At 63.2% G+C, this 26636-nt stretch carries 26 protein-coding genes; 12 read left to right on the top strand and 14 right to left on the bottom strand.

Translation table 11 applies throughout. The annotated features are described in order from the left end of the window. Window position 1: 1 nt before the first annotated feature. A complete protein-coding gene (locus ACRQEC_RS03075; protein ID WP_336620280.1) occupies window positions 2-1153 on the top strand; it encodes an XRE family transcriptional regulator in 1152 nt (383 codons plus the stop codon). 42 nt (window positions 1154-1195) lie between these two features. Here the strand turns inward: ACRQEC_RS03075 and ACRQEC_RS03070 are convergent, their stop codons facing one another. The 3 genes from ACRQEC_RS03070 to ACRQEC_RS03060 all read right to left on the bottom strand — a co-directional run bounded on the left by ACRQEC_RS03070 (window position 1196) and on the right by ACRQEC_RS03060 (window position 2815). After that, window positions 1196-1645 (bottom strand): excisionase family DNA-binding protein, encoded by a 450-nt coding sequence (locus tag ACRQEC_RS03070; RefSeq protein WP_284889932.1) that lies wholly within the window; start codon window positions 1643-1645, stop codon window positions 1196-1198. A 117-nt stretch (window positions 1646-1762) separates the two neighbouring features. After that, window positions 1763-2353: a VapC50 family PIN domain-containing toxin gene (locus tag ACRQEC_RS03065; RefSeq protein ID WP_284889934.1), complete on the bottom strand. Its 591-nt coding sequence runs from the start codon at window positions 2351-2353 to the stop codon at window positions 1763-1765. Further along, complete coding sequence (locus ACRQEC_RS03060; protein ID WP_284889935.1) at window positions 2354-2815, bottom strand: helix-turn-helix domain-containing protein; 462 nt, start codon at window positions 2813-2815, stop codon at window positions 2354-2356. It lies immediately after the preceding gene. A 173-nt stretch (window positions 2816-2988) separates the two neighbouring features. Between ACRQEC_RS03060 and ACRQEC_RS03055 the strand changes: the two genes are divergently transcribed. Next, on the top strand, window positions 2989-3759 hold the full coding sequence (locus ACRQEC_RS03055; RefSeq protein ID WP_284889936.1) for a DUF4261 domain-containing protein: 771 nt from the start codon (window positions 2989-2991) through the stop codon (window positions 3757-3759). Here ACRQEC_RS03055 and ACRQEC_RS03050 read toward each other — a convergent pair. Continuing rightward, entirely contained in the window at window positions 3756-4376 is a 621-nt protein-coding gene (locus ACRQEC_RS03050) for a hypothetical protein (protein WP_284889938.1), read from the bottom strand. The two genes, ACRQEC_RS03055 and ACRQEC_RS03050, sit on opposite strands and share 4 nt — an antisense overlap. 14 nt (window positions 4377-4390) lie before the next feature. Then, the gene (locus tag ACRQEC_RS03045; RefSeq protein ID WP_284889939.1) at window positions 4391-4774 is read right to left on the bottom strand and encodes a TM2 domain-containing protein; all 384 of its coding nucleotides are present in this window, start codon (window positions 4772-4774) and stop codon (window positions 4391-4393) included. 286 nt (window positions 4775-5060) lie between these two features. On the opposite strand from ACRQEC_RS03045, the gene ACRQEC_RS03040 reads away from it, so the two are divergent. After that, on the top strand, window positions 5061-6311 hold the full coding sequence (locus tag ACRQEC_RS03040) for an ATP-binding protein (RefSeq protein ID WP_284889940.1): 1251 nt from the start codon (window positions 5061-5063) through the stop codon (window positions 6309-6311). Between the two features lie 60 nt (window positions 6312-6371). Here ACRQEC_RS03040 and ACRQEC_RS03035 read toward each other — a convergent pair whose 3' ends face one another. Beyond that, window positions 6372-6890, bottom strand: a complete 519-nt coding sequence (locus ACRQEC_RS03035) for a Panacea domain-containing protein (protein ID WP_284889941.1) — start codon at window positions 6888-6890, stop codon at window positions 6372-6374. An 82-nt stretch (window positions 6891-6972) separates the two neighbouring features. On the opposite strand from ACRQEC_RS03035, the gene ACRQEC_RS03030 reads away from it, so the two are divergent. Next, the gene (locus tag ACRQEC_RS03030; protein WP_284889942.1) at window positions 6973-7788 is read left to right on the top strand and encodes a queuosine precursor transporter; all 816 of its coding nucleotides are present in this window, start codon (window positions 6973-6975) and stop codon (window positions 7786-7788) included. A gap of 145 nt (window positions 7789-7933) precedes the next feature. After that, window positions 7934-9169 carry a tRNA guanosine(34) transglycosylase Tgt gene (gene tgt / locus ACRQEC_RS03025; RefSeq protein WP_284889982.1) on the top strand — a complete coding sequence of 412 codons (1236 nt, stop codon included), beginning with the start codon at window positions 7934-7936 and terminating at the stop codon, window positions 9167-9169. A 126-nt stretch (window positions 9170-9295) separates the two neighbouring features. On the opposite strand, the gene ACRQEC_RS03020 is transcribed toward tgt, so the two are convergent. Continuing rightward, window positions 9296-10744 (bottom strand): hypothetical protein, encoded by a 1449-nt coding sequence (locus ACRQEC_RS03020; protein WP_284889944.1) that lies wholly within the window; start codon window positions 10742-10744, stop codon window positions 9296-9298. 96 nt (window positions 10745-10840) lie between these two features. Here ACRQEC_RS03020 and ACRQEC_RS03015 point away from each other — a divergent pair, with 96 nt between their 5' ends. Further along, window positions 10841-11983 carry an FHA domain-containing protein gene (locus ACRQEC_RS03015; RefSeq protein WP_284889946.1) on the top strand — a complete coding sequence of 381 codons (1143 nt, stop codon included), beginning with the start codon at window positions 10841-10843 and terminating at the stop codon, window positions 11981-11983. 97 nt (window positions 11984-12080) lie between these two features. On the opposite strand, the gene ACRQEC_RS03010 is transcribed toward ACRQEC_RS03015, so the two are convergent. After that, window positions 12081-13565 (bottom strand): DUF1846 domain-containing protein, encoded by a 1485-nt coding sequence (locus tag ACRQEC_RS03010; protein WP_284889983.1) that lies wholly within the window; start codon window positions 13563-13565, stop codon window positions 12081-12083. A 287-nt stretch (window positions 13566-13852) separates the two neighbouring features. Between ACRQEC_RS03010 and ACRQEC_RS03005 the strand changes: the two genes are divergently transcribed. Beyond that, complete coding sequence (locus ACRQEC_RS03005) at window positions 13853-14488, top strand: hypothetical protein (protein ID WP_026429228.1); 636 nt, start codon at window positions 13853-13855, stop codon at window positions 14486-14488. After that, complete coding sequence (locus tag ACRQEC_RS03000) at window positions 14485-15477, top strand: diaminopimelate dehydrogenase (protein ID WP_284889948.1); 993 nt, start codon at window positions 14485-14487, stop codon at window positions 15475-15477. The genes ACRQEC_RS03005 and ACRQEC_RS03000 overlap by 4 nt, the downstream gene beginning before the upstream one ends. A gap of 130 nt (window positions 15478-15607) precedes the next feature. On the opposite strand, the gene ACRQEC_RS02995 is transcribed toward ACRQEC_RS03000, so the two are convergent. From ACRQEC_RS02995 to ACRQEC_RS02985, 3 genes are all read right to left on the bottom strand, one after another. After that, entirely contained in the window at window positions 15608-16183 is a 576-nt protein-coding gene (locus ACRQEC_RS02995; protein ID WP_180948678.1) for a flavodoxin, read from the bottom strand. A 201-nt stretch (window positions 16184-16384) separates the two neighbouring features. Further along, entirely contained in the window at window positions 16385-17776 is a 1392-nt protein-coding gene (locus tag ACRQEC_RS02990) for an ABC transporter permease family protein (RefSeq protein ID WP_284889949.1), read from the bottom strand. Then, the gene (locus tag ACRQEC_RS02985) at window positions 17773-18564 is read right to left on the bottom strand and encodes an ABC transporter ATP-binding protein (RefSeq protein ID WP_284889950.1); all 792 of its coding nucleotides are present in this window, start codon (window positions 18562-18564) and stop codon (window positions 17773-17775) included. The genes ACRQEC_RS02990 and ACRQEC_RS02985 overlap by 4 nt, the downstream gene beginning before the upstream one ends. 124 nt (window positions 18565-18688) lie before the next feature. On the opposite strand from ACRQEC_RS02985, the gene ACRQEC_RS02980 reads away from it, so the two are divergent. Genes ACRQEC_RS02980 through ACRQEC_RS02970 form a run of 3 tightly spaced genes read left to right on the top strand, consistent with a single transcriptional unit; the run spans window position 18689 to window position 23217 of the window. Continuing rightward, window positions 18689-19714 carry a sensor histidine kinase gene (locus ACRQEC_RS02980; protein WP_284889951.1) on the top strand — a complete coding sequence of 342 codons (1026 nt, stop codon included), beginning with the start codon at window positions 18689-18691 and terminating at the stop codon, window positions 19712-19714. Further along, window positions 19695-20459, top strand: a complete 765-nt coding sequence (locus tag ACRQEC_RS02975; RefSeq protein WP_284889952.1) for a LuxR C-terminal-related transcriptional regulator — start codon at window positions 19695-19697, stop codon at window positions 20457-20459. Before ACRQEC_RS02980 ends, ACRQEC_RS02975 begins: the two co-directional genes overlap by 20 nt. 34 nt (window positions 20460-20493) lie before the next feature. Next, window positions 20494-23217: an ATP-dependent RNA helicase gene (locus ACRQEC_RS02970; RefSeq protein WP_284889953.1), complete on the top strand. Its 2724-nt coding sequence runs from the start codon at window positions 20494-20496 to the stop codon at window positions 23215-23217. 80 nt (window positions 23218-23297) lie between these two features. On the opposite strand, the gene ACRQEC_RS02965 is transcribed toward ACRQEC_RS02970, so the two are convergent. Both ACRQEC_RS02965 and ACRQEC_RS02960 read right to left on the bottom strand, forming a co-directional pair. Further along, window positions 23298-23759 (bottom strand): hypothetical protein, encoded by a 462-nt coding sequence (locus ACRQEC_RS02965; protein WP_284889954.1) that lies wholly within the window; start codon window positions 23757-23759, stop codon window positions 23298-23300. Then, window positions 23752-24351 (bottom strand): hypothetical protein, encoded by a 600-nt coding sequence (locus ACRQEC_RS02960; protein ID WP_284889955.1) that lies wholly within the window; start codon window positions 24349-24351, stop codon window positions 23752-23754. The genes ACRQEC_RS02965 and ACRQEC_RS02960 overlap by 8 nt, the downstream gene beginning before the upstream one ends. Before the next feature lie 157 nt (window positions 24352-24508). Here ACRQEC_RS02960 and ACRQEC_RS02955 point away from each other — a divergent pair, with 157 nt between their 5' ends. Continuing rightward, on the top strand, window positions 24509-25300 hold the full coding sequence (locus ACRQEC_RS02955) for a ribonuclease E inhibitor RraB (protein ID WP_284889956.1): 792 nt from the start codon (window positions 24509-24511) through the stop codon (window positions 25298-25300). Here ACRQEC_RS02955 and ACRQEC_RS02950 read toward each other — a convergent pair. Further along, complete coding sequence (locus ACRQEC_RS02950; RefSeq protein WP_284889957.1) at window positions 25274-26320, bottom strand: hypothetical protein; 1047 nt, start codon at window positions 26318-26320, stop codon at window positions 25274-25276. The genes ACRQEC_RS02955 and ACRQEC_RS02950 overlap by 27 nt on opposite strands. Between the last annotated feature and the right edge of the window lie 316 nt (window positions 26321-26636).

Here is a 26636-nt window from a genome sequence, read left to right as displayed (position 1 = left end):
GGTGCAGCCAAGGACTGAAGGCAGTCTGAGAGCCGAACGGGTTCAAGCTCTACTGGACATAAATCAGGCGACACAGCAGGAGCTTAGTGACCTGCTGGGCGTGAGCCAACCCTTTATCTCGAAGGTACTCCGGAAAGAAAATGCATTCTCCGAGGAGCTCGCGCTACGGGCAGCACAGAGTCTCCATGTTCCCATATCTTTCTTCACGGTAGATGATTCGAAGTTCGCCACCACAACTGCGACTTTCCGTAAATCCAGTACTGCCACGGTAACCGCTGAGCGCAAGGTCAATCAGCTTGCGCGAGAAGTTAATCGCGCATGGGAAGCCGTATCGCGCAAATCTGGGTACCTCGATTTTCCCAGTACCGATCTGCTGGCCGCGGGCTTGGGTGTGGAACAGGCCGCTGCGCAAACCCGCAAAGTTCTTGGACTCAGTGCTACGGAGCCAATTCAGAATGTCACCCATATCCTCGGGCTTCTCGGGATTGCTGTGGTGTACCCCTTACTGGAGGACGTGGAAGACGCCGGGCACCTCGCGATTTCCTTGCCTAGCAGGGAAAATACTCGCCCTGCGATCAGTGTTGTGCACCGTACAGAAGGTGCGCGCCAGCGCCTCACGCTCGCTCACGAACTGGGGCACCTGCTTTTTGATCAGGATCTTCCCCAGCCGATCCCTTCCACTCGCGCTCCGCAAGAACGCCGTGCTTACGATTTTGCGGGGGCGCTATTGCTTCCGGAATCCGTGGCCCGGGCACGTATTAATGAAACGACGCCGCTACGTAGCTTGCTGGATATCAGGCGAGAATACGGAATCAGTGTGGCAGCCACTGCCGTGCGTGCCCAACGCCTTGGGATCATTACGCAGCACCGTTTCCGGAGTCTGCAGATTCAGCTGGCTAACGCCGGCTGGCGTAAGCGCGAGCCGGTGATTGTCCCTCCGGAAAAGCCTTCTTTGTTCAGGCAAGCGGCGGAGCGAGTATTCGGCAAGAAAGCCCTGGCTTTTAGGATGTCCGAAGCTTTGGGGCTCAAACCGGAATGGATTAACTCCTGGCTGCATCTCGATTCCGCTGCGGATTCTGCCGCCGATACCGCTACTGCGGACAGGTTCGGTGACGGTGGCGAATCGCAGGTTATCCAGCTGCGCCCGAGATAATCGACTCCTGAAAGAAGGTCACTCTTCTTTTGTGTGTATCCGCTACTCGGCGCCCATCTCGCGAATTGCCTGGGCGATGACTTCGGGGTCTTCGTCGTAATCGCCCATGGCGTAGGAATCTTCCATGAGAGCATCGAGAGCTTCACGAGTTTGCTGCCGCTGCTTTTCGCGATAGTTCAGAACATCGGAGAGCCAAAGCCGGCGATGGGTGGTAATTTTCCGGAACGGTATTGCGCCTTCTTCGCACAGCTTCACCACGGTCGGGCGGGTCGTATTCAACAGGTCGGCCGCTTCCTGAGTGGAAATCTCCCTATCTCCATCCGGTTCCTCCTGCACGGCCATCGACATCTGCGCTCGCAGCAGGGGCGGAACTTCTACAGCAATACCGTCAAAAACCAATTCGGCCCTGCGTGACTTAGCGAGAAGTTGGCGGATTCGATCCATTGCCTCCAGCTCCGCCTGGGCATTTTTCTGATCTTCTGAAGTCGTCACATCACACCTCCTTTTCGTTTCTGGTGTAACTGCCCTTGCCCGGGTGGGTGGGCAAGGAAGACTGCATCTGTAAGCAGCGGTTGAAAAGTAGCCCACTCTTCGGCCGTGCCTGGAATCCTATGCTCCCTCTGGTGAAAAGCACCGGAGCACTTCCGCGGAGAAGCGCGGTGTGTGGATTGCTAGCTGTTTGAGGAATTCAACTTGTGTCAATCGTGGGCCGCGCCGCCCAGTACGTTTCACGATATTTCCTATGGCCCCAAGGGTGGTGAGCGGATTTTTCTCCCACAGTTCCAGCAGAAAATCATCCGGGTGTTGCGCAATGAGATTCTTTGGAAGAATCGCGGGCGGAAAGTCTTTGAGATTGAACGTTACGATCACATCTGAATCGCTGCGGAGTGCACCCTCGATTACATGCGTATCGTTTGGATCGGGAACATCGCCATAATCGCCTATTGATCCGGGAGGGAGTTCGATGCTCCCTCCCGGAAAGGCGTGGTGCATTCTTTTAAATAGATGCGATAAATACGCCGAGGTCGTCGAATCGTCGATTCCACGTTCCTTGTTGGAGCGTGAGATAGCTCCGGTTAATTCCTCTTCTATGCGATTTGACCAGGCGACGCGGTACATGCCCAGATATGCAGTCTCGAGAAGGGCCTCCCGCAGTAACGCAGGAAAGAGGACGCATGTATCCAGAAAAGCCGCGCCCATTTAAAGGCCTTTGCGGATTCTACGGATTTCGGCTATCGCTGCCTCGATCTCCTCGGGAGTCTGGTCATAAAGACCCAACTCGTACGTCATATCCGAGATCTCGTCCAGCGCCTTCTTTGCAACCTGCCGCTGCTTTTCGCGATAGTTCAGCACATCCGAGAGCCAGAGCCGGCGATGGGTGGTAATTTTCCGGAACGGTAGTGCGCCTTCTTCGCACAGCTTCACCACGGTTGGGCGAGTCATATTCAACAGATCGGCCGCTTCCTGAGTGGAGATTTCCCTATCTCCATCCGGTTCTTCCTGCACGGCCATCGAAATCTGCGCGCGCAGCAGCGGCGGAATTTCGATAGTGACGCCGTCAAAGGTCAATCCAACCCTGCGCGACTTAGCAAGAAGCCGGCGGATTCGATCCATGATCTCCGGATCAATCTGCGCGATTTTGTCATCATGTGTAATCGTCACGTCACACCTCCTTTTCGTTTCTTTTGTTTCTAGTGTAGCGGGCCTCGCGTGGGGAGGGAAGACCGTATTCTCGTGAAGCCGCACCGGGCCGCGCGCAAAAAGGAAACCCGCATCAGCCCCGGGTAGATCCCCCGCATCGCGCCCACCTTGGCCAAGCCGCTACGATAGGGCACATGGCTCAAGTTCCGGTGTCCGCTATTCATCCTGTTGCCCCTGACCACCTGGGCGCCGTCGCCCTTTTTAGTGCGCCGATTGACGTGCGCGCGGCGCTGGAACGCGTGGAAGTGGACGGCCAGGCCCTCGATGTCCACCTGGATGAGCTCCCCGGCGGGCAGGTCTTCAATTTTCTGGCCAGTGGCGTGACAGTGTTGCTCACGCCCGTCTCCGGGCCGGCCGCGCTGGAGGGCGCCACCCCGCCGCACGCTTTCCACATTATGATGACGTTTTTCTCCGATATGGCGCGCTCCGGGGAGGACATGCCCGACCCGGTGAGCGACGAGTTCGCTGCGCGTCGTCGTACCTCCATGCACACGCTGCACCGGGTGTACACGGCCGTGATCCGTTCGCTTATGGGCGAGGAAGCCGCGGTGGGCGTGGCGCGCCCCGAGCTGGGCATCATCTACCCCGCCGATGTGGTGACCGGGTATCGAATCGACGCCGCAGACCCGTTCCTGCTGTGGATTTACGTGCCGATGCGCGCCGGCGAGGTAGTGTCCGGGCGCACCGTGGGCCTGCCGCTGTTCGGGCACCTCGACCTCGAGGTGAAGGACAGTCACCGCCCGCGCGAAGCCGTGTACGAACTGCTCGCGAACACCGCCGGATATATTATTTCCGACGGCGCAACCCTCATGCCAGGGCAAACTCTGGGCACCGCCGCGGACGAGTCCATCGCCATCGCCCAGGGTCGCGACGGCGACACCCCCACGCTGCGGTTGGTGTACTAATGCCAGCCCAATGGTTGTAGCGGCGGACGTTTCCAAACGGTGGGTAGGCGGAACTCCAGCTTCCACTGGCCGCTATCCGGCCCGGTAGTGGGGCGAACCATCCAATAATCGATGGCTTTGTACCCCAGTTTGAGGCTTTCTTTCATGGTGAATCCCAGTTCCCAGCCAGGGCGGAAAAACGGATCCCGGCTTGTTCTGTGGACGCGCTCGTAATCATCGTCCCACTCGTCTTCTGGTGGAATTCCCGAGAAAGCCAGAACGTCGCCACGTTCGTCGTCGATGTAGACGTGTTGGATGCATCCGTCCTGCTTCTTGCGGGGATTTTTGCCAACGAAGGTAAAGGAGAACGTGGTATCCCAGTCACTCTCCTTCTTGTCGTAGTTGAGAATGTCCTCGGGATTAACGTCCAGGCGCCACCACAAGTCCTTTTCCTCATTGCTGGTATTAGGATCCAGGGACAAGGCGTGCATCATGGCAGAGACAATGACGGACACCTTTGCACCCGTTTCGAAATCGTATTCTTCGCGGGGCGGGAAATCAGCCTCCAGGGTGGTGTCAGCCGTTTCCAAGGTGACAATGTCATTCTCTGTATCAAAGGTGAGACGAATCGTGTCCACGGGTCACCCCTTTCTTAGTAAATCCAGTCCCCGCTCTGGGTGAAGATGAAATCGTCACCGGGGTATTTGCTGAGCTTCACGCAGCCGATAATGAACTCCACCAGCGCCCAAATGCCGATAGTGAGCCAGTTAAAGAGAATCATGCAGATTCCGATACCTACCTGCCCGCGCAGGAAACGGTGGACGCCGAAGCCGCCCAGGAAGAAAGCAAGGAGCACGTAAACGATCTTATTGACCGTGCGGAATTGCGGCTCTTGGTAGTAAGCGGGCGGGGCTGTGGGATACGCCTCCGGAGCGGTGGGGTACGGCTGCCCCGGCCCCTGATACGGCTGCCCCGGAAGTGGATACTGCTGGTTCTGTTGCTGCCCCCGTTGCGGGTACGGTTCAAAAGCGCTCATTGATCCAATCTTTCCTTGTGCCCGGTATGTTGCGAGCTCCTGCCGAAAAGTATAGCCGGCGGGCCGGTGAGCTGGGCTGCTATGAGCTGTGAGGAAACGCCCGGCCCCCTAAAAGCAATAGCTGCAAGGCTGCACAACGGCAACAGCAAATCCGCAAGACTGATCACGAGAAATCCGCAAGACCGATAATGAAAAACCCGCAAGAGTGATATCGATAAGTCCGCAAAAGTGATACCGAAACTCCCGCAATAGTGACAATGCCACGCAAAACAGCTAGTCTCACAGCATGGCTTATATTCGGCGCGCGGTTGATACAACGCTGCAACAAGACCTGGAAATCATGGGTGGCGTGGTGATTGAAGGTGCGCGCGGCTGCGGCAAAACCGAAACGGGCATATTCCACGCCAAATCAGAATTCCGCGTGGACCAGGCATCCAACCAGCGCCTCGCGGAACTCAATCCCCAGGGAGTTCTGGAAGGTGATGTTCCCCGGCTCGTTGATGAGTGGCAGCTCGCCCCGATTCTCTGGAACGAGATCCGTCACGAAATCGACACACGGCGCGCCCCGGGCCAGTTCATTTTATCGGGCTCGGCCACCCCGGCCGATTCGATTACCCGCCACACCGGCGCCGGCCGGCTCTCCCGGGTGCGCATGCGCCCCATGGCCCTCGGCGAAGCATATCCGCGGGAAGATCGCATCACTCTGAACGAGCTACGTACCACCACAAACGTGCGCCATGTCCCTGGTGCCCTCAGCTACCCCGAACTCGCGACCGAAGCGGTTCGAGGCGGCTGGCCCTTCCTTGTCTCCTCGCAGAATCCGGCCTTTATCCGATTCGTCCAGAACTATGTGGACAATATCGCCCACGCGGACCTCGCGCAGGTGGACGCCCGCTTCGACCCGGAACGGGTACGGCGCCTACTACGCTCACTCGCCCGCAATATTGCAAGCGAAACCGCGGCAACCACCCTTTCCCAAGATATTTCCGCGGACGGCGGCGAACTTTCCCCGCAAAGCGTGCGAAGCTACCTCGATGCGCTCACCCGGATTTTCATCGTTGAGGAACTTCCGCCCTGGAGCGGCTCCTTGCGCTCAAAAACCCGACTCCGTAAACAGGCGAAACTGCATTTCTGCGATCCATCCCTGGCGCTCGCGGCCTTGCGAACAAACCCGGAAGAACTCGCGAATGACCCCGACTATTTCGGTCAGATCTTCGAATCGATGGCGGTGCGTGACATCCGCACCTACGCGGAGCAGATCGGCGCCACCTGTTTCGGTTACCGCGATGAGAGCGTCCTGGAAGTAGATATTCTGCTGGAGTTCAGCGATGGACACTGGGCCGGCATCGAAGTGAAACTCGGCGAATCGGATCGCGCCGTGAGCGCGGGAGAGCGCAACCTACTCCGGCTGCGCGATTCCCGTATGGTGAAGGCCCCCGATTTCCTCGCGGTGGTGACCGGTGGCCGCACTGCATTCACGTTGCCAAGTGGTGTTCACGTTCTTCCCCTGAGCACCATGGGTCCTCTAGTGCAGTGATGCTATCTCCCAAAGATCGCAGAAAAATCCCCTCACCACTTCCTTGGTGAGGGGAATGCATTACCCGAGGACCGGGTGCTGAGTGTAGTAGCTTTGCAACGACTCCTTGGAAATGAGGCGGTCTCCAAATTCTATGGGGGAAAGCCCTTCCCGCATATTCTTCCAGGGGTCCTCGCTATGGGTGCGAGCCGAAAGCTGATTGCCGCTGAGCTGAGCGAGGAGGTCTACTACCTCGTTCACGATCTGCGCTTCATCGGCCGTGATTGTGCTATCAAGTTCGCCCTTGCGGATAATGAACTTTCCGCGGTGCTGGTTGAAAAGCGCGGGGCTAACCGGGCCGCCCTTCCACGCCTGGAAATCCTCCGGAAAAGAGGATACCCGCGCGTGGCGAGGCAGTGAGCTTGACTGTAAAAAGCGAGCTTCTGCATTTTCATGGTGGTCATATCCCCGCAGCGCTGCAAAATATATCCGGCCACATGTGTAATAGATGCCATTCGAGTGCCCTCTTTCCTTCTGAATCCTAGTGGAAGTGGTCTTGCGCGGGAATATCCCTGGATGCGCATGCCCATGTGCGCGCATCCCGCTATAATCATGACCGTCCGTGCGGTGGCAGAGCCGGACACCATAACCATATTTTCTCAATACGCATGGAAAGGTCACGATGAGCTCGCAGTCCACCGCGCCGCACGGCGCCAGCACGCATCCTGATTCACACCCCACCACTCCTGCCCCCGCGCTCGCGGACGGCCTGGTCACCCCGAATAACGTCACCCCGGGCACTACCCCGGGCACCACCCCGGGCACCGCCGCCCGCTTCGCCGACGTCGCCCGTTCCCACCTCTTCGTGTACGTGGCGGTTTTCTTCGTCTCCTTCCTCCTCATTTCCAATATCGGTGCCACGAAGCTCATCACCCTGAATATCGGCGGTCTTGATCTTTATTTCGACGGCGGCGCGATGCTCTTCCCGCTCACCTACATCATCGGTGACCTTCTTTCGGAGGTCTACGGTTTCAAAGTCGCCTCCCGCACGATCATCCTCGCTTTCGGGGTGCAGATCCTGGCCTCCTGCTGTTTCTGGCTGGTGCAGATCGCCCCGCCCGCCCCGGATTACGCCAACCAGGAAGCGTTCGAAGCGGTGCTCGGCGTGGTGCCGCGCTTCGTAGCGGCTTCCGTTTTCGGATTCCTCTTCGGCCAGCTCTCCAACTCCTACGTGCTGGTCTGGATCAAGCGTCGCTTCGGGGAACGCGCCCTGTGGGTGCGCCTCATTTCCTCCACTATCGTGGGCGAATTGCTGGACACCATCATTTTCTGCTTCGTGGCCTGGGGTGCGGATATCGCGGCCGGCAATGTCGAATTCTGGTCCATCGTCAACCTCTCCCTGGTGGGCTGGCTCTATAAAGTCGGCATCGAAGTGGTATTCCTACCGCTGACCTACGCCGTGGTTGGTGTGGTCAAACGCCACGAAGGCTTACGATAGGCAGCGGGCCGGTGGCGTCGTCGTCGTACTAAAAACAACGCGAGCGCGCGGCACGGCGCCCGGGCACACGCGCGTGCCGCACACAAGAACCGCACCGCAATAGAAAGGTGAGAGCGTGACAACAGGATTTACGATCGGGACGCGCCTGGACGCGCGCGTGGGGGACCTCACCGGGCGGCCGCTGGGACGCACCGGCGTGATTCACACCCCGCACGGCGATATCGCGACCCCGGCGTTCATTCCCGTCGGCACGAAAGCGACCGTCAAAACGCTCACGCCCGAGCAGGTGCGCGGTATCGGCGCGCAGGCCGTGCTCGCGAACGCCTACCACCTCTACCTGCAACCCGGCCCGGAGATCCTGGACGCCGCCGGCGGCTTATCCGCTTTCATGAACTGGAACGGGCCCACCTACACGGATTCGGGCGGGTTCCAGGTGCTCTCGCTCGGCTCCGGATTCAAAAAAGTACTCAGCAACGAGTACGCCGGGAAAAACGCCGGGCGTGCGGATACTGAACTCGCGCGCGATAAAGAGCGCCTCGCGAATGTGGACGACGACGGCGTATGGTTCCGTTCCCACCTCAACGGCTCGCGCCACCGGTTCACCCCGGAGGTGTCCATGGGGATTCAGCACCAGCTCGGCGCCGATATTATGTTCGCTTTCGACGAGCTCACCACCCTCCTCAATTCCCGGGCCTACCAGGAGAAAAGCCTGGAGCGCACCCGCCGCTGGGCCGAGCGGTGCCTAGCCGAACACCGCCGCCTCACCATCGAGCGCGCCGGCAAGCCCTACCAGCAGCTCTTCGGCGTGATCCAGGGCGCGCAATACGAGGACCTGCGCCGGAAAGCCGCGCGTGACCTCGGCTCCATGTGCGTGGACGGGCAGGAATTTGACGGTTTCGGGATCGGCGGGGCGCTGGAAAAGGAGAAGCTCGGGACCATCTGCGCCTGGGTGAGCGAGGAGCTGCCCGAAACGAAAGCCCGCCACCTCCTCGGGATTTCCGAACCGGATGATTTCTTTGCCGCTATTGAAGCCGGCGCGGATACTTTCGATTGCGTCAATCCCTCACGGGTGGCGCGCAACGCCGCGATTTACTCCCCGGACGGGCGTTTCAACGTGACCCGCGCCCAGTTCCGCACCGATTTCGGGCCGCTGGTGCCCGATTGCGAGTGCTACACCTGCCAGAACTATTCGCGCGCCTACCTCAATCACCTTTTCAAGGCGAAGGAGGCGCTGGCGGCCACGCTCGCCACCATCCACAACGAGTACTTCACCGTGCACCTCGTGGACACCATCCGCGCGGCTATCGAATCCGGCGATTACGCGGCCTGCAAAGAAGAAACGCTCGGGCGTTTCTACCGCGGGCAGTGGGGGCGGGCGTAAGCGTCCCGCGCGTAGCGGGCGGCGCGTAAAGCGCGGCGCGTTCAGTGTGACGCACGTTCCCGCGCGCACGGAAACGGCCCGGTGCGGTCCGGCACCCTGAGCGCGCGCCCGCGCCCGCGCCCGCGCCTAGAACGCGCGGTGCGCCGCCTCGCTCAGCTTCTGGAAGGTTTCCGGATCGGGGAATCCGGACACCTCGTAGCGCGGCGGCCACACATTTTCGAGCGGCTGGAAGCCTTCGGGCCACACATCGCGGGCCACGTCCAGGCGAATGGTGATATTGGCGGCTTCCGGATCGGCATCGTCAAGATAGTTAATGAAATCCGCGACCGCCGGGATGGATCCGTAGTGATCCGAGCGGCGCCACTGCGTGAGGCTCACGGCGCCTTCGTCCAGGTCATGCACTTCGTAGAGCGCCACGTGGCCCATTTTCTCCGGCCAGCGCGAGAGGAATTCCTGCTGGTGATCGTACATGCGCCCGCGGAAGGTGGCCCGCAGATTCGCCAGCGGCGCGTAGGCCGGGTGATCCGGCATAGGAATCCATTCCATCCAGCCGTCCGCGGCCACGGTGTGGGGGAGCGGGTAGATAGCGTCGTCGATATCGTAATCCTGGAGCAAACGGTTGAAGAGCGCGGGAAGCTCCGGATCATCAGCCAGCACCACAAACAGGCGCGAGCGCGAAGCCGGCACGAAAAGCGGCAGCGCGCCGTTATATTGCTTGCTGATGGAGTACGCCACCTGCTGGACCAGATCCACATCCGCGAACCACGAACTCTGGTAATTATTCGGCTCGGTGAAAGCCAGCACCCGCGCGCCCGCGTACATCATGACCACCAGCTCCAGGGCCGCGTAGCCCGATTGCGCATTCAGGCCGCGCAGCGATTCCACGGCGTGCCCGAACAGCGGCCCCACATCATCCGTTCCCGGAATCAAATCCAGGTCCGAGAAATACAGCGGAATGATGTTATCCGGGGTATCGCGCGCCAGCCCCACGCCCACGAAATCCGTGAGCGGCAGGTAGATAAAGGAATCATCTTCACGCCGGTTGACACGCGTGAAATAATCCGCGGCGCGCACAATCGGCATAATCGCCCCCTCGGCATCGTCCTGCTCCTCCGCGAGCTCATCGAGCGCGGGATCGTGGTGCGGGAACCCCGGGTCGCTCGGATCCATGGTCCCGAAGAATTGCGCGAAGATTTCCCGCCAGGACAGGTTCTTTTGGCCGCGGCCCGGAGGGGTGCCGGGCATCTCGGGCGCGCTGCTTCCCGCGGCCGCACCGGTTCCGGTTGCCGCACCGTTTCGGGGCGACGACGCCGCTCCCGGCTGGGCGGACCCGGCCGCACCTTCGGTGACGTGCGGGGTGGTGGCCCCGGATACGCCGATAGTAATGAGGCGGTTGAGAAGTGCGCGCCGGCGGTTTTCGGGAGCATCCGGATCGATCATCTCAAAGGGACGGAAACGGAAGGTGCGTCCGTCCGGGAGCAGGACATCCAGCCAGGGCCCGTCGGCATTGACCAGCGCGCCGGCGAGTTCGGGATGAGCGGTGGCGACCTCGAGGGCCCAATTCATGAGCGACATACCTCTATTCTGGCAGAAAGTGGCGCAGGCCGCTCGCCGGGCGCGGTATCCTTGCAAGCAGAGATGTGACTCATGGAACCAGGTCGAGGAGGAGCCATGCCGTCCTATTCTTATCCCGGTGATGGGCTGCTGGCCTGCGTGCCCGGCCTGGCGGTCTTCACGCCCGCCCTACCTGCCGATCCGGCCGCGGTGTGGGAAACGGTACGCGCCGGTCACGATTTCCCCACTCTTCTTACGCATTTGTGGTCCGCGCTGGGCGCGGATTTTGCGCTGTTCTACGCCGACGGCCCGTTGCTGCGGGTGGCCGCGCACGGTCTCATTGTTCGCGACGTCACCGGCCGCGCGGTCGCGGACGGCAGTAACGCCCTCACCTGGCAAGAAGCCGCCACCACCCAGGACACCACGGTCACTGTGGGGAACGTTGGCGCTGCGGGTGCTGTAGGTGCTGTGGGTGCGGAAAGCGCGGCATTCGGTGGGAACGACGGCGCAGCTACCGCATCTGGCCCGGCCCTTCCTTTGGAGCGGGGTATGGCCCGCGCCGGCGGCGCTCGCATTAGCCTCAGCCCGGTTCTCAGCGGCCGGCCGGCGGCTGCGGTTAGCCGGCCTGCGGCTCCCGCGCTCGCGGTGTCCGCCGAGCAACCGGTGGCTCCGGCAGCCCTGCCCGCTGATCGCCCAGAAGCTTCGGCTGCCCGTCCGGCGGTTCCGGAACCTCCGGCACCGCCCCTTCCGCCGGCGGCACCGGCGCCTTCAGCGGCGCCAGCAGCTCCGGTGGCGGAGAGCGCCCCGGTGCCCAGCTACGCCGCGGCTACCGAAGCCTACCCGGTGCACACCACCGAACCCTATCCTTCCTCCGGCATTCCCGCCCCGCTCCCGGCGGTCGAATTACGTTTCTCCTTCGGGGAGACGGTGCTGCTGGGCGGGGTGAGCCCGGCTGTCAAAAATATTATTATGGGCCGCCGCCCACTCCTCGATGCCGCGGCCGCGGGCTCCGATCCGGCAGCCACCCAACTTCTCCCGGTGCCCTCCCCGCGCCAGGAAATCTCCCGCACCCACTGCGAGGTTCTGGTAGAGGCCAGCGGAGCATTCTTGCGGGATTGCCATTCCAATAACGGCACCTACCTCAAGCACGGGGACGGCCCGCTGCGCCGGATCGAAGCCGATCACGCGGTCGGCCTGGAAGATGGGGACCTGGTAGATATGGGTGACGGCGCCAGCTTCACGGTGCATTACCGCAGCTAGCGCCGCCGCGCCTTATCCTCAGCGGCTCGCCAGGCTACCCGGGAATACAAGCACCCGGGTAGCCCGCCCCGCCACGTAAACCTGCTTGCCCTTTCGGCTACTTCCGATACAGCGTTTTACGCTGATAATGCGGTTCGCTGGTGACATTCACGCCCAGGGAACGGAAAATACCATCGTCCACGGAGCCGAGGATCGTTGTGGTATGCACATCGCAATTCTGCAGATCCTTCAGCTTGCTCAGCGCCGCCGCCGCGGTGGGATCCGAGGCCGCCGAAACCGAGAGCGCGATAAGCACTTCATCGGTATGCAGGCGCGGATTACGCGAACCCAGGTGCTCCGTCTTGAGGGTCTGGATCGGGGTAATAGCCTCCGGGGCCAGCAGCTTGACCGAATCATCAATCCCGGCCAGCACCTTGAGAGCATTAAGCAAAACAGCGGCGGAACAACCCAGCAGCTCCGAAGTTTTCCCGGTCACGATTCTGCCATCGGGCAGCTGGAGCGCGGCGGCCGGCCCGCCCGTGGCCTCGGCCTTGCGCAGCGCCGGAGGCACCACCGGCCGGTCGGTGCCGGTCACCCCGAGCTTGGCCATAATGAGGGCGATGCGTTCGGAACATACCGGCTCAGATTCGCTGCGCTTCTCATCAACAAGCGCACGGTAATACCGGCGAATAACTTCCTGGCGGGCGGCTTCGCGGCAAACGTCGTCGTCGGAAATACAATATCCCACCATGTTAACGCCCATATCCGTGGGGGATTTGTACGGCGTTTCCCCGGAAAGTTCGCGCAGCAGCAGGCTGAGCAGCGGGAACACCTCGACGTCGCGATTGTAATTAATCGTTTGCACGCCGTAGGCGACCAGGTGGAAGGGGTCGATCATATTGACGTCGTCCAGATCGGCCGTTGCCGCTTCGTAAGCAAGGTTGACCGGGTGATCCAGCGGAATATTCCACACCGGGAAAGTCTCAAACTTCGCGTAATTGGAGGTGATGGAACGCTGGTGATCGTGGTACAGCTGCGAGAGGCAGGTGGCGAGCTTGCCGGAACCCGGGCCGGGCGCCGTCACTACAATAAGATCGCGCTGCGTTTCCACGTATTCGTTCTTCCCGAAACCGTCCTCGGAAACGATGAGCGCGGTATTGGAGGGGTAGCCCGGGATGCGGCGATGGCGCGCCACATTGAGACCCAATTTAATAAGACGGCGGCGGAAATCGCGCGCCTCGTGGTTATCTTCCTCGTACTGGGTGAGCACCACGGAATTGACCATGAAACCGGCTTCGCGGAACACATCCACGAGGCGCAGCACCTCATCCTCATAAGAAATGCCCAGGTCAGCGCGGTGCTTCGCCTTGAGATCGCGCGCGTTCGCGGCAACCACAATCTCCAGCTCATCCTTCAATTCGGCCAGCATCGCAATTTTGTTATCCGGGGTGAAACCGGGCAGCACGCGCGAGGCGTGGAAATCATCGAAAAGCTTCCCGCCCATCTCCAGGTAGAGCTTCCCGCCGATCTTTTCGCGGCGCTCCCGAATTTTCTGGGACTGGAGCTTAATGTATTTTTCCCGATCAAATCCGATGCTCTGCAATGAGGGGATATGGGGGGAAGGGGAAGGGGTTTCTGTAGTAGGGATGGAGTTACGCGCGTTGTTATCAGCCACGCCGGATCGCCTCTCTCGGTCACCTCAGCAGTACCGACAAAGTGTAGCGCCTCGCGCCGGATTTCGCATCGAGCCGGTGGGCGTGTGCGGGCGTGCGGTACATTCAGGCTGGCGGCGAGGGCGCGAACGCTGCGGGCGGGCAAACCCGGGCGTGTTTAAACCGTTGCGCTCATCGATTGAGTCCGCAACAATAGGGGGCGATGCTGGGAGGAGATATGCCAAAGATTTCTGCACCAACGGTCCGCGAGCATCGGGAAATGATGATAGCCCGGCTCGTGGATGCGGCGGAAAAGATTCTCAAAGACGAGCCGGGCAAACCGCTCTCGGCCGGGGCGGTGGCTGCGGCTGCGGGTATCGCGCGCAACTCCATTTACCGCTATGTCGGGTCGGTTGAAGACCTGCGCTTGCTGGTGCTCGAACGGAATGTGCCCAAGTGGCGTGCCAAGGTGATGGGCCAGGTGGATATGAATGCCGAACCGCGCGAGCGTCTCGCGCAGCTGGTGGTGGCCTGCATCCGCCAGTCCGGCCAGCGCGACTCGCATAAATGGCTCATGGGCCTCATGCGTGCGGCACGCGGGAAAGGTTCGGAAAAGGCCACGGCGCATACCAAAATGGGCGTGGATAAAGCCCACACTTTCTTCACTGACGCCCTCAAAATGTGCTGGAAAGATACCGGCATCGCGCATCCCGATATTTGGACCTCATTCAGCCGCGCCCTCATTTCCGACGCATTTCGCCAGGTGGAAACCGGCGCGTCGCTCGAGGACGTGTGCCGGATTGCCCGCCACACTATTCTTGCTATGTCCGCCGGACATACAGATGACGAACTCGAGAAAGAACCACAGGCATGACACACGCGCGCATCGCGATTAACGGCTACGGCAACCTGGGCCGCGGGGTGGAACAGGCCCTCAGCCTCGCCCCCGACCTGGAGCTGGTGGGGGTCTTCACCCGCCGCGAAGGCGTTATGACCGCCTCCGGCCCGGCCTTCCCCGCCGCCGAACTCACCGATCCGCAGCTGCGCGCCCGCTGGACCGGCAAAATCGACGTCGTTATCAATTGCGGCGGCTCGAAATCGGACCTCGATACGCAAACGCCGCTGGTCGCCTCCGGTTTTAACGTGGTGGATTCTTTTGATACACACGCGCGGATTCCTGCGCATTTCGAACAGGTCGACGACGCCGCCCGCGCGGCCGGCACCCTTGCTCTCATTTCCGCTGGCTGGGACCCGGGCCTGTTTTCGCTTCAGCGGCTGCTGGCCGAGGCGGTTTTGCCGGCGGGGCACTCGGAAACTTTCTGGGGGCCGGGGCTGTCCCAGGGGCATTCGGATGCGGTGCGGCGGGTGCCGGGCGTGAAAAACGCGGTGCAGTACACCGTTCCCAAGGAGCAGGTGCGGGCCGCGGCCCTGGCCGGGCAAACGGAAGGCCAGCTCAGCGCGGGCGATAAGCACCGCCGGATCGTATACGTGGTCTTGGAGAGCGGGGCGGATCCGGAGGCGGTGCGCCAGGCCATTGTGACGATGCCGAATTACTTTGCCGAGTACGAAACCGAGGTCCATGTGATTTCCGAGGAGGAGTTCGCCGCGGAGCACATCGGGATGGCGCACGGCGGTGACGTGATCCGCCACGGGACTACCTCCCCGGGGACCTCGCACGCACTGCATTTCAACCTCGCGCTGGATTCCAATCCGGAATTCACCGGTTCGGTGCTGGTGGCCTGCGCCCGCGCGGTGGCGCGGATGCATGCGCGCGGGCAACGCGGGGCGGTTACCCTCTTCGATGTTCCGCCGGCTTTGCTCCATCCGGCCAACGCGGCGCAGCTACGCGCGGATTTGCTATAGGGCGGGTTTCCGGTGATTATCCTCGCGACTTGCTATGCCTTGGGGTATGTTCACCGCGTGAAAAAGCTCAGAATTCGGAGTAAGGGCTGTTCCTTGATGGACTTGAGGAGGGTTGCGAACTCGGGATCCGCTAAATCAAATTCGCGGAGGCCAGCCATTCCTCCAGCGCGCTATCCGTGGCTGCCTCGTGGATATTCTCACCGCGCACGGAGAAGGGCACGCCGGTGGTTGCCTCCGGGGCCAGGTTCGTGAACGTCGATTCGATTTCCACCTTCGGCGAGCCAGACCAGGTGGTGAACGGCAGCACCAGCTGGTCCGTGAGCCCGGCGGACTTCAGGTAGGTCTGCACCACCGGGGGGACCTGCTCGCACCAGACGGGGAAACCGACAAGCACGACGTCGTACCCACTCGCGCTGGGCGCCGGGGCCGCAAGCTCCGGGTAAATGCCCTCCGCAAGTTCGCGGGTGGATTGGGCGTGCGTCTCATTCGGATCCGCGGGATAGGGATGCGCGGGGACAATCTCAAAAGTATCCGCACCCAGGCGCGCCGCGATTTTTTCCGCCAGCACCTTGGTGTTTCCAATCTCGAGGTTACGCACCTCCCCGTCCCAGAAATTCAGGCCGGCACGCGAGAAGAAAGCTACGAGACAGCGCGGGCGGGGCGCATCCGCCGGCGTTTCCTGCTGAGCCGCACGAATTTCTGACATCGGAATTTCCTTCCCGCGAAGCGAGCCCTCCGCACTGAGAATTGTGACCGGAACATCATCCATTCTGCCACCGAGCCCGGGCTACCAGCGGGTCTTTATACCCGGGGCGTCCACGCTTGATTCCTGAATTGTTTCTCAATTATTCGCGTTCTGGCCTCTTTTGATTCACCCACCTGCCCGCGTCATTCACCTGCCAGCGCCCTAATCATTGGCGCGCCCGCGCGCCAGCACCACCCGAGTTTCCAGCGGTGTGACCACCAGAATGCTCACCAGGCACATGGCCAAACCAATAACCGTAATGATCCCGAGTTTCGTGAAAGCAGCGGTATCCAAGCGGGCACCCCACGAGTAATTCGTCATAAGAGACATACCAACCCCGAGCGCGGTGGTCAGCGCCGTCGTTACTACCAGGGGAATAAAAGTTTGCAGGATCCGAATCCGCGTGAAAACCGCGGTGGGGAAACCGAGGAAACGCAAGGACTGCGTCTGCTGCGCCGATTCAAAAACGAGGGAGGCGTGATTCGTGAGGCTGGAGAGCGCCACCACCGCGAAACCGAAACCGAGGGTGACCATCACGCCCGTACCAATATCGGCGGAGACCAAGCGAATCGCCACGGAATCCGAACCGCTGCGCTCGGGAAGCGTGGAGGTGTAGCCGCCGATGAAACACAGCAACGCGAGCGTGGAGACACTGCGCCACACCGCGCGTGGATCGTTGAGAATCCGCCGCGCCGCCATGAGCAGCGACGCGCGGCGCGAACGTGTGAGCGGATAGGCCAGCGCCTGAATAATAAAGGAAGCCGCCACCGAAAGCGCGAAAAGGAAGACCAGCAGCACGCCCGCCATCATGACGATTTGCACGATGGGCGTGGAACCGCCACGCGCATTCGCCACCACTACATACATAATTCCGGCGACGACGAGCACCCCCAGGCGCCAGGCCCGCAGCGCACGCGGAGTTTCGCGGCGCGCCACCCCCAGGGGCGAAATCGACACCCGCATCAGCCCGCCGAGCGCCGATACCAGGGTCACCACGAAGAGCAGCGCAATAACCGCGGCAATAAAGGGAACCGGCAGCAGCATCTGGCTTGGGTTAATCGGCAGCCCGAGGAAGCTCAGCGCGCGCCAGCCCGGCAGCGTCACCAGGTAGAGCACCGTGCCCAGCGCGGTGCCCAGCAACCACTGCACCACCGTTTCGCACAGCGAGATCGCAATCGTCTGGCTGCGGGTGGTGCCAACGAGGCGCAGGGAGGCCAGGCGCTGGGAACGATCCTGCGCGCCCAGCCGCGCGGCTCCGGAAGCCAGGGAAGAAATGGGGATAACTAGGAGCGCCCCGGCGAAAAGTGCCAGGCCAAGGTACATTTCCGTCAGGCCGGCGCCCATGGTCTCGCTCAGGGCTTCGAGGTGGGCGGCCATGGCCAGGCTCGGGTGGAAATTCCAGTTATAGAACATGAAGATGCCGCCGGCGATGGTGAGCGCCATGGTGGCTGCCAGCGTGAAACTGAGGACCGCGAGGATATCCAGCCAGGCGTTACCGGTGCGGGCGCGCAGTCGCGCCAGCGTGAGGCGGGGCGCGAAGGAGAGGACTTTCATTGCAGCTCGCCCCCGTTCGCGGTGGTGGTGCCGGGTTGGGGTGCGCTGGGGCGCGCCGTGCCGGGGCGCGCCGTGCTGGGCTGTTCCGCCGCCGGAGCGTTAGCCGAATCGGCGTGAATAACGCCGTCGCGAATCTCCACGAGGCGTTCGCACCAGGCGGCCACATTCGGGTCGTGGGTAACAATAATGAGGGTGGCCCCGCTCATTTTCGCGGCGGTGGTGAGGATCTGGGTGACCTCGTGGCCGGTGGCCTGATCGAGGGCGCCGGTGGGTTCATCAGCGAAAACCACCGCCGGCTGGCCCGCCAAAGCCCGCGCAATGGCCACGCGCTGGAGCTGCCCGCCGGACATTTCACCCGGGCGGCGGTGGCGTTCGGGTTCCACCCCGAGGCGCGCCAGCCACATATCGGCCGCGGCCAGCGCCTCCCGCCGGGGCTTGCCCTGGAGCAGTAGCGGCACCGCCACATTTTCCCGGGCCGGAAGCTCGGGAACCAGCTGACCATCCTGGAAAACAAAACCGAAATTCTCTAGGCGCATTTTCGAACGCTGCCCGTCGGACATATCTGAAATCGGCTCGTTGCCCAGTAGCACCGTGCCGGTGGTGGGCGCGATGATCCCGGCCAGGCAGTGCAGCAGCGTGGACTTACCCGAACCGGAAGGCCCCATAATCGCCACCGACTGCCCGCCCGGGATACGGAGCGAGACCTGGCGCAGCGCCGCCACGTTCCCAAAATTCTTCGTGAGATTATTCGCCACCAGATCCGGGGCGACGTTCTGTGCTGTGTTCATGACTCTAGTCAACTTCCGATTGGCCGGCGGCGGCAGGGCTCGTACTCCACACTTATGGTAGAGCTAGGTCTACCATTCCCGGATTTGCGCGTGGTGGCGGGCGGTGCCCGGCTACCATGGCGGTATGACAACGCAGAGCGCCATGCACATGGATAACACCCGCGTGGTGGCCGAGCAGCTCCGCCGCGCCACGATGCGCGGGGTGCTTGCGGGCGGACTCGGCACCATCGCCCTGGTATTCGTGGCGGTGGCGGGGCTCTCCCTGCTCGGCGGATTCAGCCCGATTCCAATCATTATCGGGCTAGCCGGCCTGCTGGCCCTGGGCGGGGCCGCATGGATAGTGTGGCGCGGAAACGGCAGGGCGCTCGCGGACGTGGCCCCGGCGTCGTCGACCTGGATGGCGCGACCATCCGATCATCGCGACGTGGTGCACGCGCAACGCTCCATTGCCGCGGCTTTTGAAATTGAACGGCGCCGCATCGAACGCGATTTGCACGACGGCGCCCAGCAGTACCTGGTCGCAACCTCGATGGATGTGGGTGAGGCGGCGTTTCTGCTGGAAGGTGACGCGAACGGAGCGGTGAGCTCGGCGGATCTGGCGGCCGCGCGCGAACGCATGGCATCCGCGCAGGACCGCGCGGAACTCGCCCTCACCTCGCTGCGGCGCACCGTGGCCGGAATCCACCCGAAAGTGCTCTCTGACCTGGGGCTGGAGGCAGCGGTGCGCGACCTGGTGGTCTCCGCGCCGGTGCCCGCCACCCTGCGGGTGCCGCGCCCGCTGCCCGAGATCCCCGAAGGCGTGATCGCCGCAGCGTATTTCACGGTGGCCGAAGTGCTGACGAACGTGGCCAAACACGCGCCCGCTGCCACCGCGACCGTGCTGCTTATTGCCGACGACGACCTCCACCTCAGCATCACCGACACCGGACCGGGCGGGGTCATCCCGGGCAGTGGCCTGCGCGGGATCGGCGAGCGGCTCGCGGCTTTCGGCGGCAGCCTGCGCATTTCCAGCCCGGTGGGCGGGCCCACGGAAATTCGCGCGCGCATCCCGCTGCTGCTCCACCGCGGAGAATGGGGGAGCGGGGCCGGGGTGGCGCCGCTAAGTGAAAATATAAGGACGGAGGGGACGGATGCGTCTGGTTGTTGCTGATGATTCCGCGCTATTTCGCGAGGGTCTGTGCGGGCTGCTCGAGCGGCGCGGGCACACGATTGTGGCCACCGCCGCCACTGCACCGGAGCTGAGCGAGACGGTGCGCGCGGCCGCCGCTCGCGGGGAGGCCCCCGACCTGGTCATTACCGACGTGCGCATGCCACCCACCATGAGCGACGACGGTCTGCGCGCCGCCGTGGACCTGCGTCGCGAATTCCCGTCCCTGGGCATTATGGTGCTTTCCCAATACGTAGCGCCGGCCTACGCGCGCGAACTTTTCCACCCGGCGGCGGGGTCGAGCGGGGCGGGGCTAAGCGCGGGTGCGGGTGCGAGCGCGGGCGGGAACGGCGCCGCGGCAGCGCACGCTTCCGGGAACGAGGATGACGCGCCTGGTGGCCTGGGGTATTTGCTCAAAGATCGCGTGGCGCGGGTGGCGGATTTCGTGCGGTCCCTGGAAATTGTGGGGGTGGGTGGCGTGGTCGTGGATCCGGATGTTGCGGCCCAATTAATGGCGACGACGCCGTCACTTCTCACCGAGCTCACCTCCCGCGAACGTGAAATTCTGGAGCTCATGGCGCGTGGATATGCCAATTCAGCAATTGCCGCCGAGCTCTACCTCACCGGAGCGACCGTCTCCAAACACGTGGCAAATATTTTCCTCAAGCTGGGGATGCAGCCCGGGGAGGAAAACCGCCGGGTGCGAGCGGTGCTGGCCTATCTGACGGAAACCTCGCGCGCGGGGTGAAAATCGTGTCGGAGGCCCGTGGGAGAATGGGAGCATGACCTCGGATCCCTGCGCTCGCCTGCTTGCTGCCCCGCCCTCGCTGCCGGTAGCAGCCCACCTCGATGAGGTGCGCGCCGCGCTGCCGCTCGCGGTGGTGAGCGCCCCGCCGGGAACCGGGAAAACCACGCTCATTCCGCCGCTGGTGGCCCGGGCGCTCGCGGAAGGCGTGTGTGGAGGAACCGATGCGGGCGGTACTCAGCTCGGGCGGGTTCTCGTGATTCAGCCGCGCCGGGTGGCCGCGCGGGCCGCAGCGCGGCGCTTGGCCGAACTGTTTGGGGAACCGGTGGGTGCCACCGCCGGGTATAGCGTGCGCGGGGATTCCCAGGTGAGCCGGGAAACTCGCATCGAAATGATCACCCCCGGTATCGCGGTGCGTCGCCTGCAAAGTGACCCGGAATTGCGCGGTATCGGCGCGCTCATTTTCGACGAAGTACACGAACGCCACCTCGATGCCGATCTGGCCCTCGCCCTCGCCCTGGAAGCCCGCGCGGCGTTCCGCCCGGATCTTTTGCTGGTGGCCATGTCCGCCACCGTGGAATCCCAGCGCACCGCGGCTGTGCTGGAGGCGGGGGCCGCAGCGCCCGGGGAAGCCCCGCGGATCGTGGATATTCCGGGCGTGCTCCATCCCCTCACCCTGCGCTACGCACCACCTAGCCGCGGGGAAGAACCCCTGGGCACAATTTCGCGGGACGGTGCGCTCGGGGTGCGCCGGGAATTCCTAGCGCACGTGGCCCGGGTGGTGGAACGGGCTTTTAGGGAGGTGGAGCTCGGCGATATTTTGGTGTTCCTGCCCGGGGTGCGGGAAGTGGAGCACGTGGTTGGCCTGCTCGGGCATCTGCCCGCCCGGGTGGCGCCCCTGCACGGCTCCCTCACCGGTGCCCAGCAGGATGCCGCGCTCCGGGAAGTTGCCGGAACCCGCAGCATTATTGTCACCACCGCGATCGCGGAATCCTCCCTCACAGTGCCCGGGGTGCGGATCGTGGTCGATAGTGGGCTCTCGCGGGAACCCCGTACCGATTACGCCAGTGGCATCAGCGGGCTCGTCACGGTACTGGAATCCCAAGCCGCCGGTATCCAACGCGGCGGGCGCGCCGGGCGTTTAGGCCCCGGAACCGTGTATCGGGTCATGAGCGAAGCTACCTGGGCCCGCCTCGCCGAACGGTCTACCCCGGAAATTTACACCGCGGATCTCACCGATTTTCTATTGCAAGCAGCCGTGTGGGGTGCTCCGGAAGGTCGCGGGCTCGCCCTCCTGGACCCGCCCCCGCAGCCGGCCGTGGCGGCCGGCATGCGCACCCTCACCGCCCTCGGCTGCGTGGTGGCGGAACACGGCGCCGGGGTTGATGCGGCCGATGGTGGAATGCTCGGAACTGAGACGCACGGGAGCGCCGTCACCGGTGAGAGTACCGGCGCTGAGCGTGCCTGGCAGGTCACAGACCTGGCCCGCACCCTCGCCCCGCTTCCGGTCAGCACCCGTCTGGGGCGTAGCCTGCTGGAAACCACCCCGCTGCTAGGGGCGAGCACAGCCGCCCAGATCGTTGCCGCGCTCGCGGAATCACCCCGGCTCCCCGGGGCCGATCTGGCACGCTGGCCCACCGCGGTCTCACCGGCCTGGGCTCGGCAAGCCCAGCGCCTCGAAAAACTAGCCCGCCGCGCCCTGGGCGAAGCCACGGCAGCCGGCAGTGAGAAGAGTAAAACCGGCCCAGCTGGCTCCGGGAAACCCAGCCGCGCTGCCCGCAGTGACGATGCCCTCGCCCTCGTAACCGCCTGGGCGTACCCGGATTTGCTGGCCCGCGCGGTGGATAGCACCTCGGGGCGCTACCTCCTGGCCAACGGCAGCGGAGCGATACTCCCGCAAGGCTCCCCGCTCCTCGGAACGCCCTGGCTCGCCGTAGCCGAAGTGAGCGCCAGCCAAGGCAGAGCGGATGCACTTATCCGCGCCGCCGTACCCGCCGATGAAGAACTCGCCCGCGAAGCCGGCCGCGGCCTCATCACCACCGGCACCGCAATCAACTATCGGAAAGGCCGCCTGCGGGCCCGGGAAACCACCCGGCTAGGAGCCATCGAACTCGCCGGCCGGGCTGTAGAGCGCCTTCCGCGCGGCGCCGCCACCGCGTGGGTGAGCACCGCCGCCAGCTCCGGAACCCTCCCGCTGGAATTCACCGCCGGAGCCCAAGCCCTGCGTGAACGCCTCGCCTTCCTCCACACCGTCCTAGGGGAACCCTGGCCGGATATGGAAGAATCCGCACTACGCCAACGCATCGACGAGCTGGCCGGCCCTGAACTCGCTGCCCTCGCGCGGGGCGGCACCTGGGGAAGCCTCGGGGCCGGAAATATTGAACGGCTCCTGCCCTGGCCGGAAGCCACCCACCTGGACGAACTCGCTCCCGCCAGCCTCACCATCCCCACCGGAGAACAACGCACCATCCACTATGAAGGCGGCCGGCCCACCGTTCGCCTCCGCGTCCAAGAAGCCTTCGGCTGGGCCAAAACGCCGCGCCTAGCCGGCGGGCGCATCCCCGTCACCCTCGAATTACTCTCCCCTGCCGCCCGGCCCGTCGCCATCACCGACGACCTCGAAAGCTTCTGGGCCGGCCCCTACGCCCAAGTCAGGGCGGAAATGCGCGGGCGCTACCCGCGCCACCCCTGGCCAGAAAACGGCGCCACCGCCAGCCCCACCAAACGAGCCCGCCCGCGCCGCACGGGTCAGAGCCGCTAAATCGCCTGCGTGCCGCTCAGCGCGGGCGGGTAGGTGAAGGCCCACAGCTAAAGTACGCCCAGGTCGGCCCGGGATGCACCTCAGTAGCCGAAGGTCAATGTGCCAGTTTCGTCGTCGTCGGCAAAATCCCGGCGAATAGACGTCGCAGCACCGGCAAGATTACGCAAGCGCGCCCGCAACATCTCAATCGTCAGCCCGGCCATCGGCAAACAAATCCGCAACTGGAGGTGACCACCCGACATCACCGCATCGCCATCCAAAAACTCGCCGATCCGTTCCAAAATATCGCGAGTACGAGCCTCCGTCGGCGACTCCACCAGCGACGCCGCCACATACAGAACATCTCCCAAGCCGGGAACATTCGCGTAACTGGCGATCATCTCCTGCTTATCCGACTCCGAACGCCACACCACCTCAAAACGGTAATGCACCCCGTCCGGCAGCGCCTGCGCATGATAATCAGCCACCAGCACCTCATACAGGCCCGCCGCCGTCGTCACATCACGAGAATCAGAAGTCTCGCGCTCCGACTTCCTAGACATCAGCCTCCCCCTTCCGGGTAGCGTCCGAAAGCGCATCCGCGCCGCTCATCGCGCGGGCCTGCGCCGCCACCAAAGCCGCGCAGGCCGTCAATTGCTCGGCTTGAACCGGCAGCGCCACCGCGTAATGGATATGCGCCCGCCCGCCCAGCAGGCGAATCCCGCCAATCGGCAGCGCATCCGCGGCCCGCAACACCGCGATCAGATCCGGGCCGGTCGGGTCAATACCGAAATGCTCCAGCACCGCCGCCGCATTGCGGGAAAGCACCGAGTCGGATTGCGTGCTGGGTTGCGTGCCGGTTTCGGCGGCGGGCTCCGTGCCTACTTGCGTGCCTGGCTGAGATCCCGCGTGGGTGCTGGACGCCGCGGATGCGGCGGCGCCGTCGTACTTACGCAGCTCCGCGCCGGTGAGCACCGGTGCCGCAAGATGAACGACGGCGCGGCTATCGCGCCGGGTGGACTGCCCGGGCCAGGCGGTAACCGGCACCCCGTGAGTGACAAATCGTAAAGCCGGAGTCTCATCCGCCCGCGCGCCCGCATAAGTATCGCGCAGGGCCGCGGCGGCGTCCTCCCATGTTGTGAACTGTGATACCACCTCACCAGTATTCCACGTTGGCGGCAGAATGCGGCACAGGCCGGGCGCGCCGCGTACAATAGAGATTATCCCGTCCACGCTTGTCCGCGGACGGCCCCCTGAGCATCCTCGTGATTTTTCCGCGGCCCTCGAGTAGCAAAGGACGGTACCAGCAGCCATGGCGCATGGAGCACATCTGGCCCCCGAGAGTGACAACCAGGCGGACGCGTCTGCCCTGGATCGGGCCCTGCTTGCTATGGTCGCTGAGGCCGCGCGCCTGACCGCCCCGCGCATGTGGATTAATCGGCTCCGTTTTTCTTCGCGCCGGGCCGCGGTGGCCGCCCGCACCCGCCTGCAACGCAACGGCTGGGTTCAGCAATCGCAGCTGTCCCAATTCGGGCGCTCCAAAGATTCCTGGATGCTCACTCTGTGGTCCGCCACCTCTGTGGATAACGGGGTCATCGCCGATTCGCGTTCCTACCTGGAGCTTATTGCCGCCGCCACCAACGGGCGTTACCTGGGCTGGGAAGCCTCGCTGCTGCCGGCCCTGCGCGAATGCGATAATCCTGATTATTACCCGGAAGGGAGCATCGGCTGGCTCGCCCCCGGGGATGAGAATTATTTACACGAAGCGCGCGAAGAAGCGAAAAAACTGGTGCCGCGCGGGCGGGAACTGCCCCAGAACCTGCGTGATATATGCGCGCTGCTGCCCGAATTGCGCGGCCAGCGCTCCCGGCAGGCCCTTGCCTCCGGGCTCGGGGTGCTCATCGGGGATAGGCTCGTGGCCCACGCGCCCCTCGCCTGGGTGGCCTACCGCCAGCGCGGCGGTTTCTACCCCTGCCTGCTGGGCCTGGAACGCGATACCGCCTACTTCCCCGAATCCATCGTTGCCGAAGCGTACGACGCCGAAGCGGACCTGTGGGAGCGGCTCCAGGAAGCCGTGCTAGAACTGCCCGCGGCCGAGCAGTAGCGAATACCGCGCCGCGCCCTCAATCTGGCTGGCAATCCACCCGGGCCGCTGCCCGCTAATTTCAAAAGCGTGGCTGAAATAGAGATCCGTGCCGTGCACCACCACCCCGCCGAGCGGGAGAGCCGCGGCCTGGCGGGCTGCCTCCCGCACCGCATCCGCGTTAGCATCGCCCAGCCGCAAGGTCACGGCCGCGCTATCCGCCCCGCTCACCAGGGTATTGCGCAGCATTACCACCGGCACCTGCGCCCCATCCACCTGAAGCGTAGCCCCGAAACCGTATTCGGCTTCCGCCGCATCGCGCTGCCCGAGCAGCGGAGCGAGCGCGGAAACCAAGCCGTTCCAGCGATACACCCCGGCCGTGCCCAGCAGCTTATCGAAACGGGCATCCACCCCGGTCGGATCCGTGAATTGATCGGCATCCCCGGGCGCGTTGCCCACAAAAGGGTTCATTTCCGGGCGCGCGGAAAACGTATCCTCCAGAATTTCCCCGGCGCCGGCTACCGCCTCCGGCCCGAAAAGATCATCTTTCGTGGGGGGAACGTTATCGAGACCGCGCACGAACACCGCGGTGGCGTCAATAGCGGCGACGACGAGGAACTTCACCATGCTGGTGAGCCGCGAGAAAGGCAATCCGGCCATGCGCAACGCCAGGTGCAGGACCACATCTTCCCCGACGATACGCACATCGCCCAGAGAAAAAGTCTCAAAAACCCAGCCGGCCAGGCCGGTGACATCGATGAGATCCGCCCGGCCTACCGAGCAGCGCAGGTTGAGGTAGGAACGCCCCTCCCCATCGCGTGCCGGGGAAAGCTCCACAGTTTTCAGGTTGTGCCCGATAGCCACGGCCAGGCGCAGCCCCTCCGTGGATGCCACCGGGCGCATTCCCGCCCGGCACGCGGTCACCACGCGTTCCCAGGTGTTAATGATGTAGCCCGGTTCGCCGGGTTCGGCTTCCGGAATATCGCCGAGGGAAGCGGCGATGGTGTCAATTTCCCGACCGATAGCGTCCATCTCATCCATGGGGGAAGTCTACCCGGGGCCTCCGACAGCAAAATGCGGTGTTCACGGACGGCTCTGTAATGTTCACGCAGGGCTCTGTAATGTTCACGCTCGGCTCTGTAATGTTCACGCTCAGTTCTGCGGTGTTCGCGTGCGGCGGCGCGGTGGGCGATGTCATATTAAGTAAAAAATGTGGCGAATACTCGGGGAGAAAGTCCCAGCTGCGGGATAAAACCCTCGCGCGCGGTGGTGATATCGCGTAGGATTAGGCCCCGTCACCAAAAAGTAAGGGTACCCTTACTTACGAGCGTTGGGCTTCCTCACAAGGTGCATCCTA

This window comes from Actinotignum saccati (assembly GCF_051265055.1).
Taxonomy (GTDB): Bacteria; Actinomycetota; Actinomycetes; order Actinomycetales; family Actinomycetaceae; genus Actinotignum.
This window is presented reverse-complemented; position numbering and strand designations above follow the sequence as displayed.

Coding starts and splice junctions, on each gene's coding strand:
- ACRQEC_RS03065 (WP_284889934.1), bottom strand. CDS start 2,353: ATGGGCGCGGCTTTTCTGGATACATGCGTCCTCTTTCCTGCGTTACTG.
- ACRQEC_RS03055 (WP_284889936.1), top strand. CDS start 2,989: ATGGCTCAAGTTCCGGTGTCCGCTATTCATCCTGTTGCCCCTGACCAC.
- ACRQEC_RS03045 (WP_284889939.1), bottom strand. CDS start 4,774: ATGAGCGCTTTTGAACCGTACCCGCAACGGGGGCAGCAACAGAACCAG.
- ACRQEC_RS03040 (WP_284889940.1), top strand. CDS start 5,061: ATGGCTTATATTCGGCGCGCGGTTGATACAACGCTGCAACAAGACCTG.
- ACRQEC_RS03035 (WP_284889941.1), bottom strand. CDS start 6,890: ATGCGCGCACATGGGCATGCGCATCCAGGGATATTCCCGCGCAAGACC.
- ACRQEC_RS03030 (WP_284889942.1), top strand. CDS start 6,973: ATGAGCTCGCAGTCCACCGCGCCGCACGGCGCCAGCACGCATCCTGAT.
- ACRQEC_RS03020 (WP_284889944.1), bottom strand. CDS start 10,744: ATGTCGCTCATGAATTGGGCCCTCGAGGTCGCCACCGCTCATCCCGAA.
- ACRQEC_RS03015 (WP_284889946.1), top strand. CDS start 10,841: ATGCCGTCCTATTCTTATCCCGGTGATGGGCTGCTGGCCTGCGTGCCC.
- ACRQEC_RS03005 (WP_026429228.1), top strand. CDS start 13,853: ATGCCAAAGATTTCTGCACCAACGGTCCGCGAGCATCGGGAAATGATG.
- ACRQEC_RS03000 (WP_284889948.1), top strand. CDS start 14,485: ATGACACACGCGCGCATCGCGATTAACGGCTACGGCAACCTGGGCCGC.
- ACRQEC_RS02995 (WP_180948678.1), bottom strand. CDS start 16,183: ATGTCAGAAATTCGTGCGGCTCAGCAGGAAACGCCGGCGGATGCGCCC.
- ACRQEC_RS02990 (WP_284889949.1), bottom strand. CDS start 17,776: ATGAAAGTCCTCTCCTTCGCGCCCCGCCTCACGCTGGCGCGACTGCGC.
- ACRQEC_RS02985 (WP_284889950.1), bottom strand. CDS start 18,564: ATGAACACAGCACAGAACGTCGCCCCGGATCTGGTGGCGAATAATCTC.
- ACRQEC_RS02980 (WP_284889951.1), top strand. CDS start 18,689: ATGACAACGCAGAGCGCCATGCACATGGATAACACCCGCGTGGTGGCC.
- ACRQEC_RS02975 (WP_284889952.1), top strand. CDS start 19,695: ATGCGTCTGGTTGTTGCTGATGATTCCGCGCTATTTCGCGAGGGTCTG.
- ACRQEC_RS02970 (WP_284889953.1), top strand. CDS start 20,494: ATGACCTCGGATCCCTGCGCTCGCCTGCTTGCTGCCCCGCCCTCGCTG.
- ACRQEC_RS02965 (WP_284889954.1), bottom strand. CDS start 23,759: ATGTCTAGGAAGTCGGAGCGCGAGACTTCTGATTCTCGTGATGTGACG.
- ACRQEC_RS02955 (WP_284889956.1), top strand. CDS start 24,509: ATGGCGCATGGAGCACATCTGGCCCCCGAGAGTGACAACCAGGCGGAC.
- ACRQEC_RS02950 (WP_284889957.1), bottom strand. CDS start 26,320: ATGGATGAGATGGACGCTATCGGTCGGGAAATTGACACCATCGCCGCT.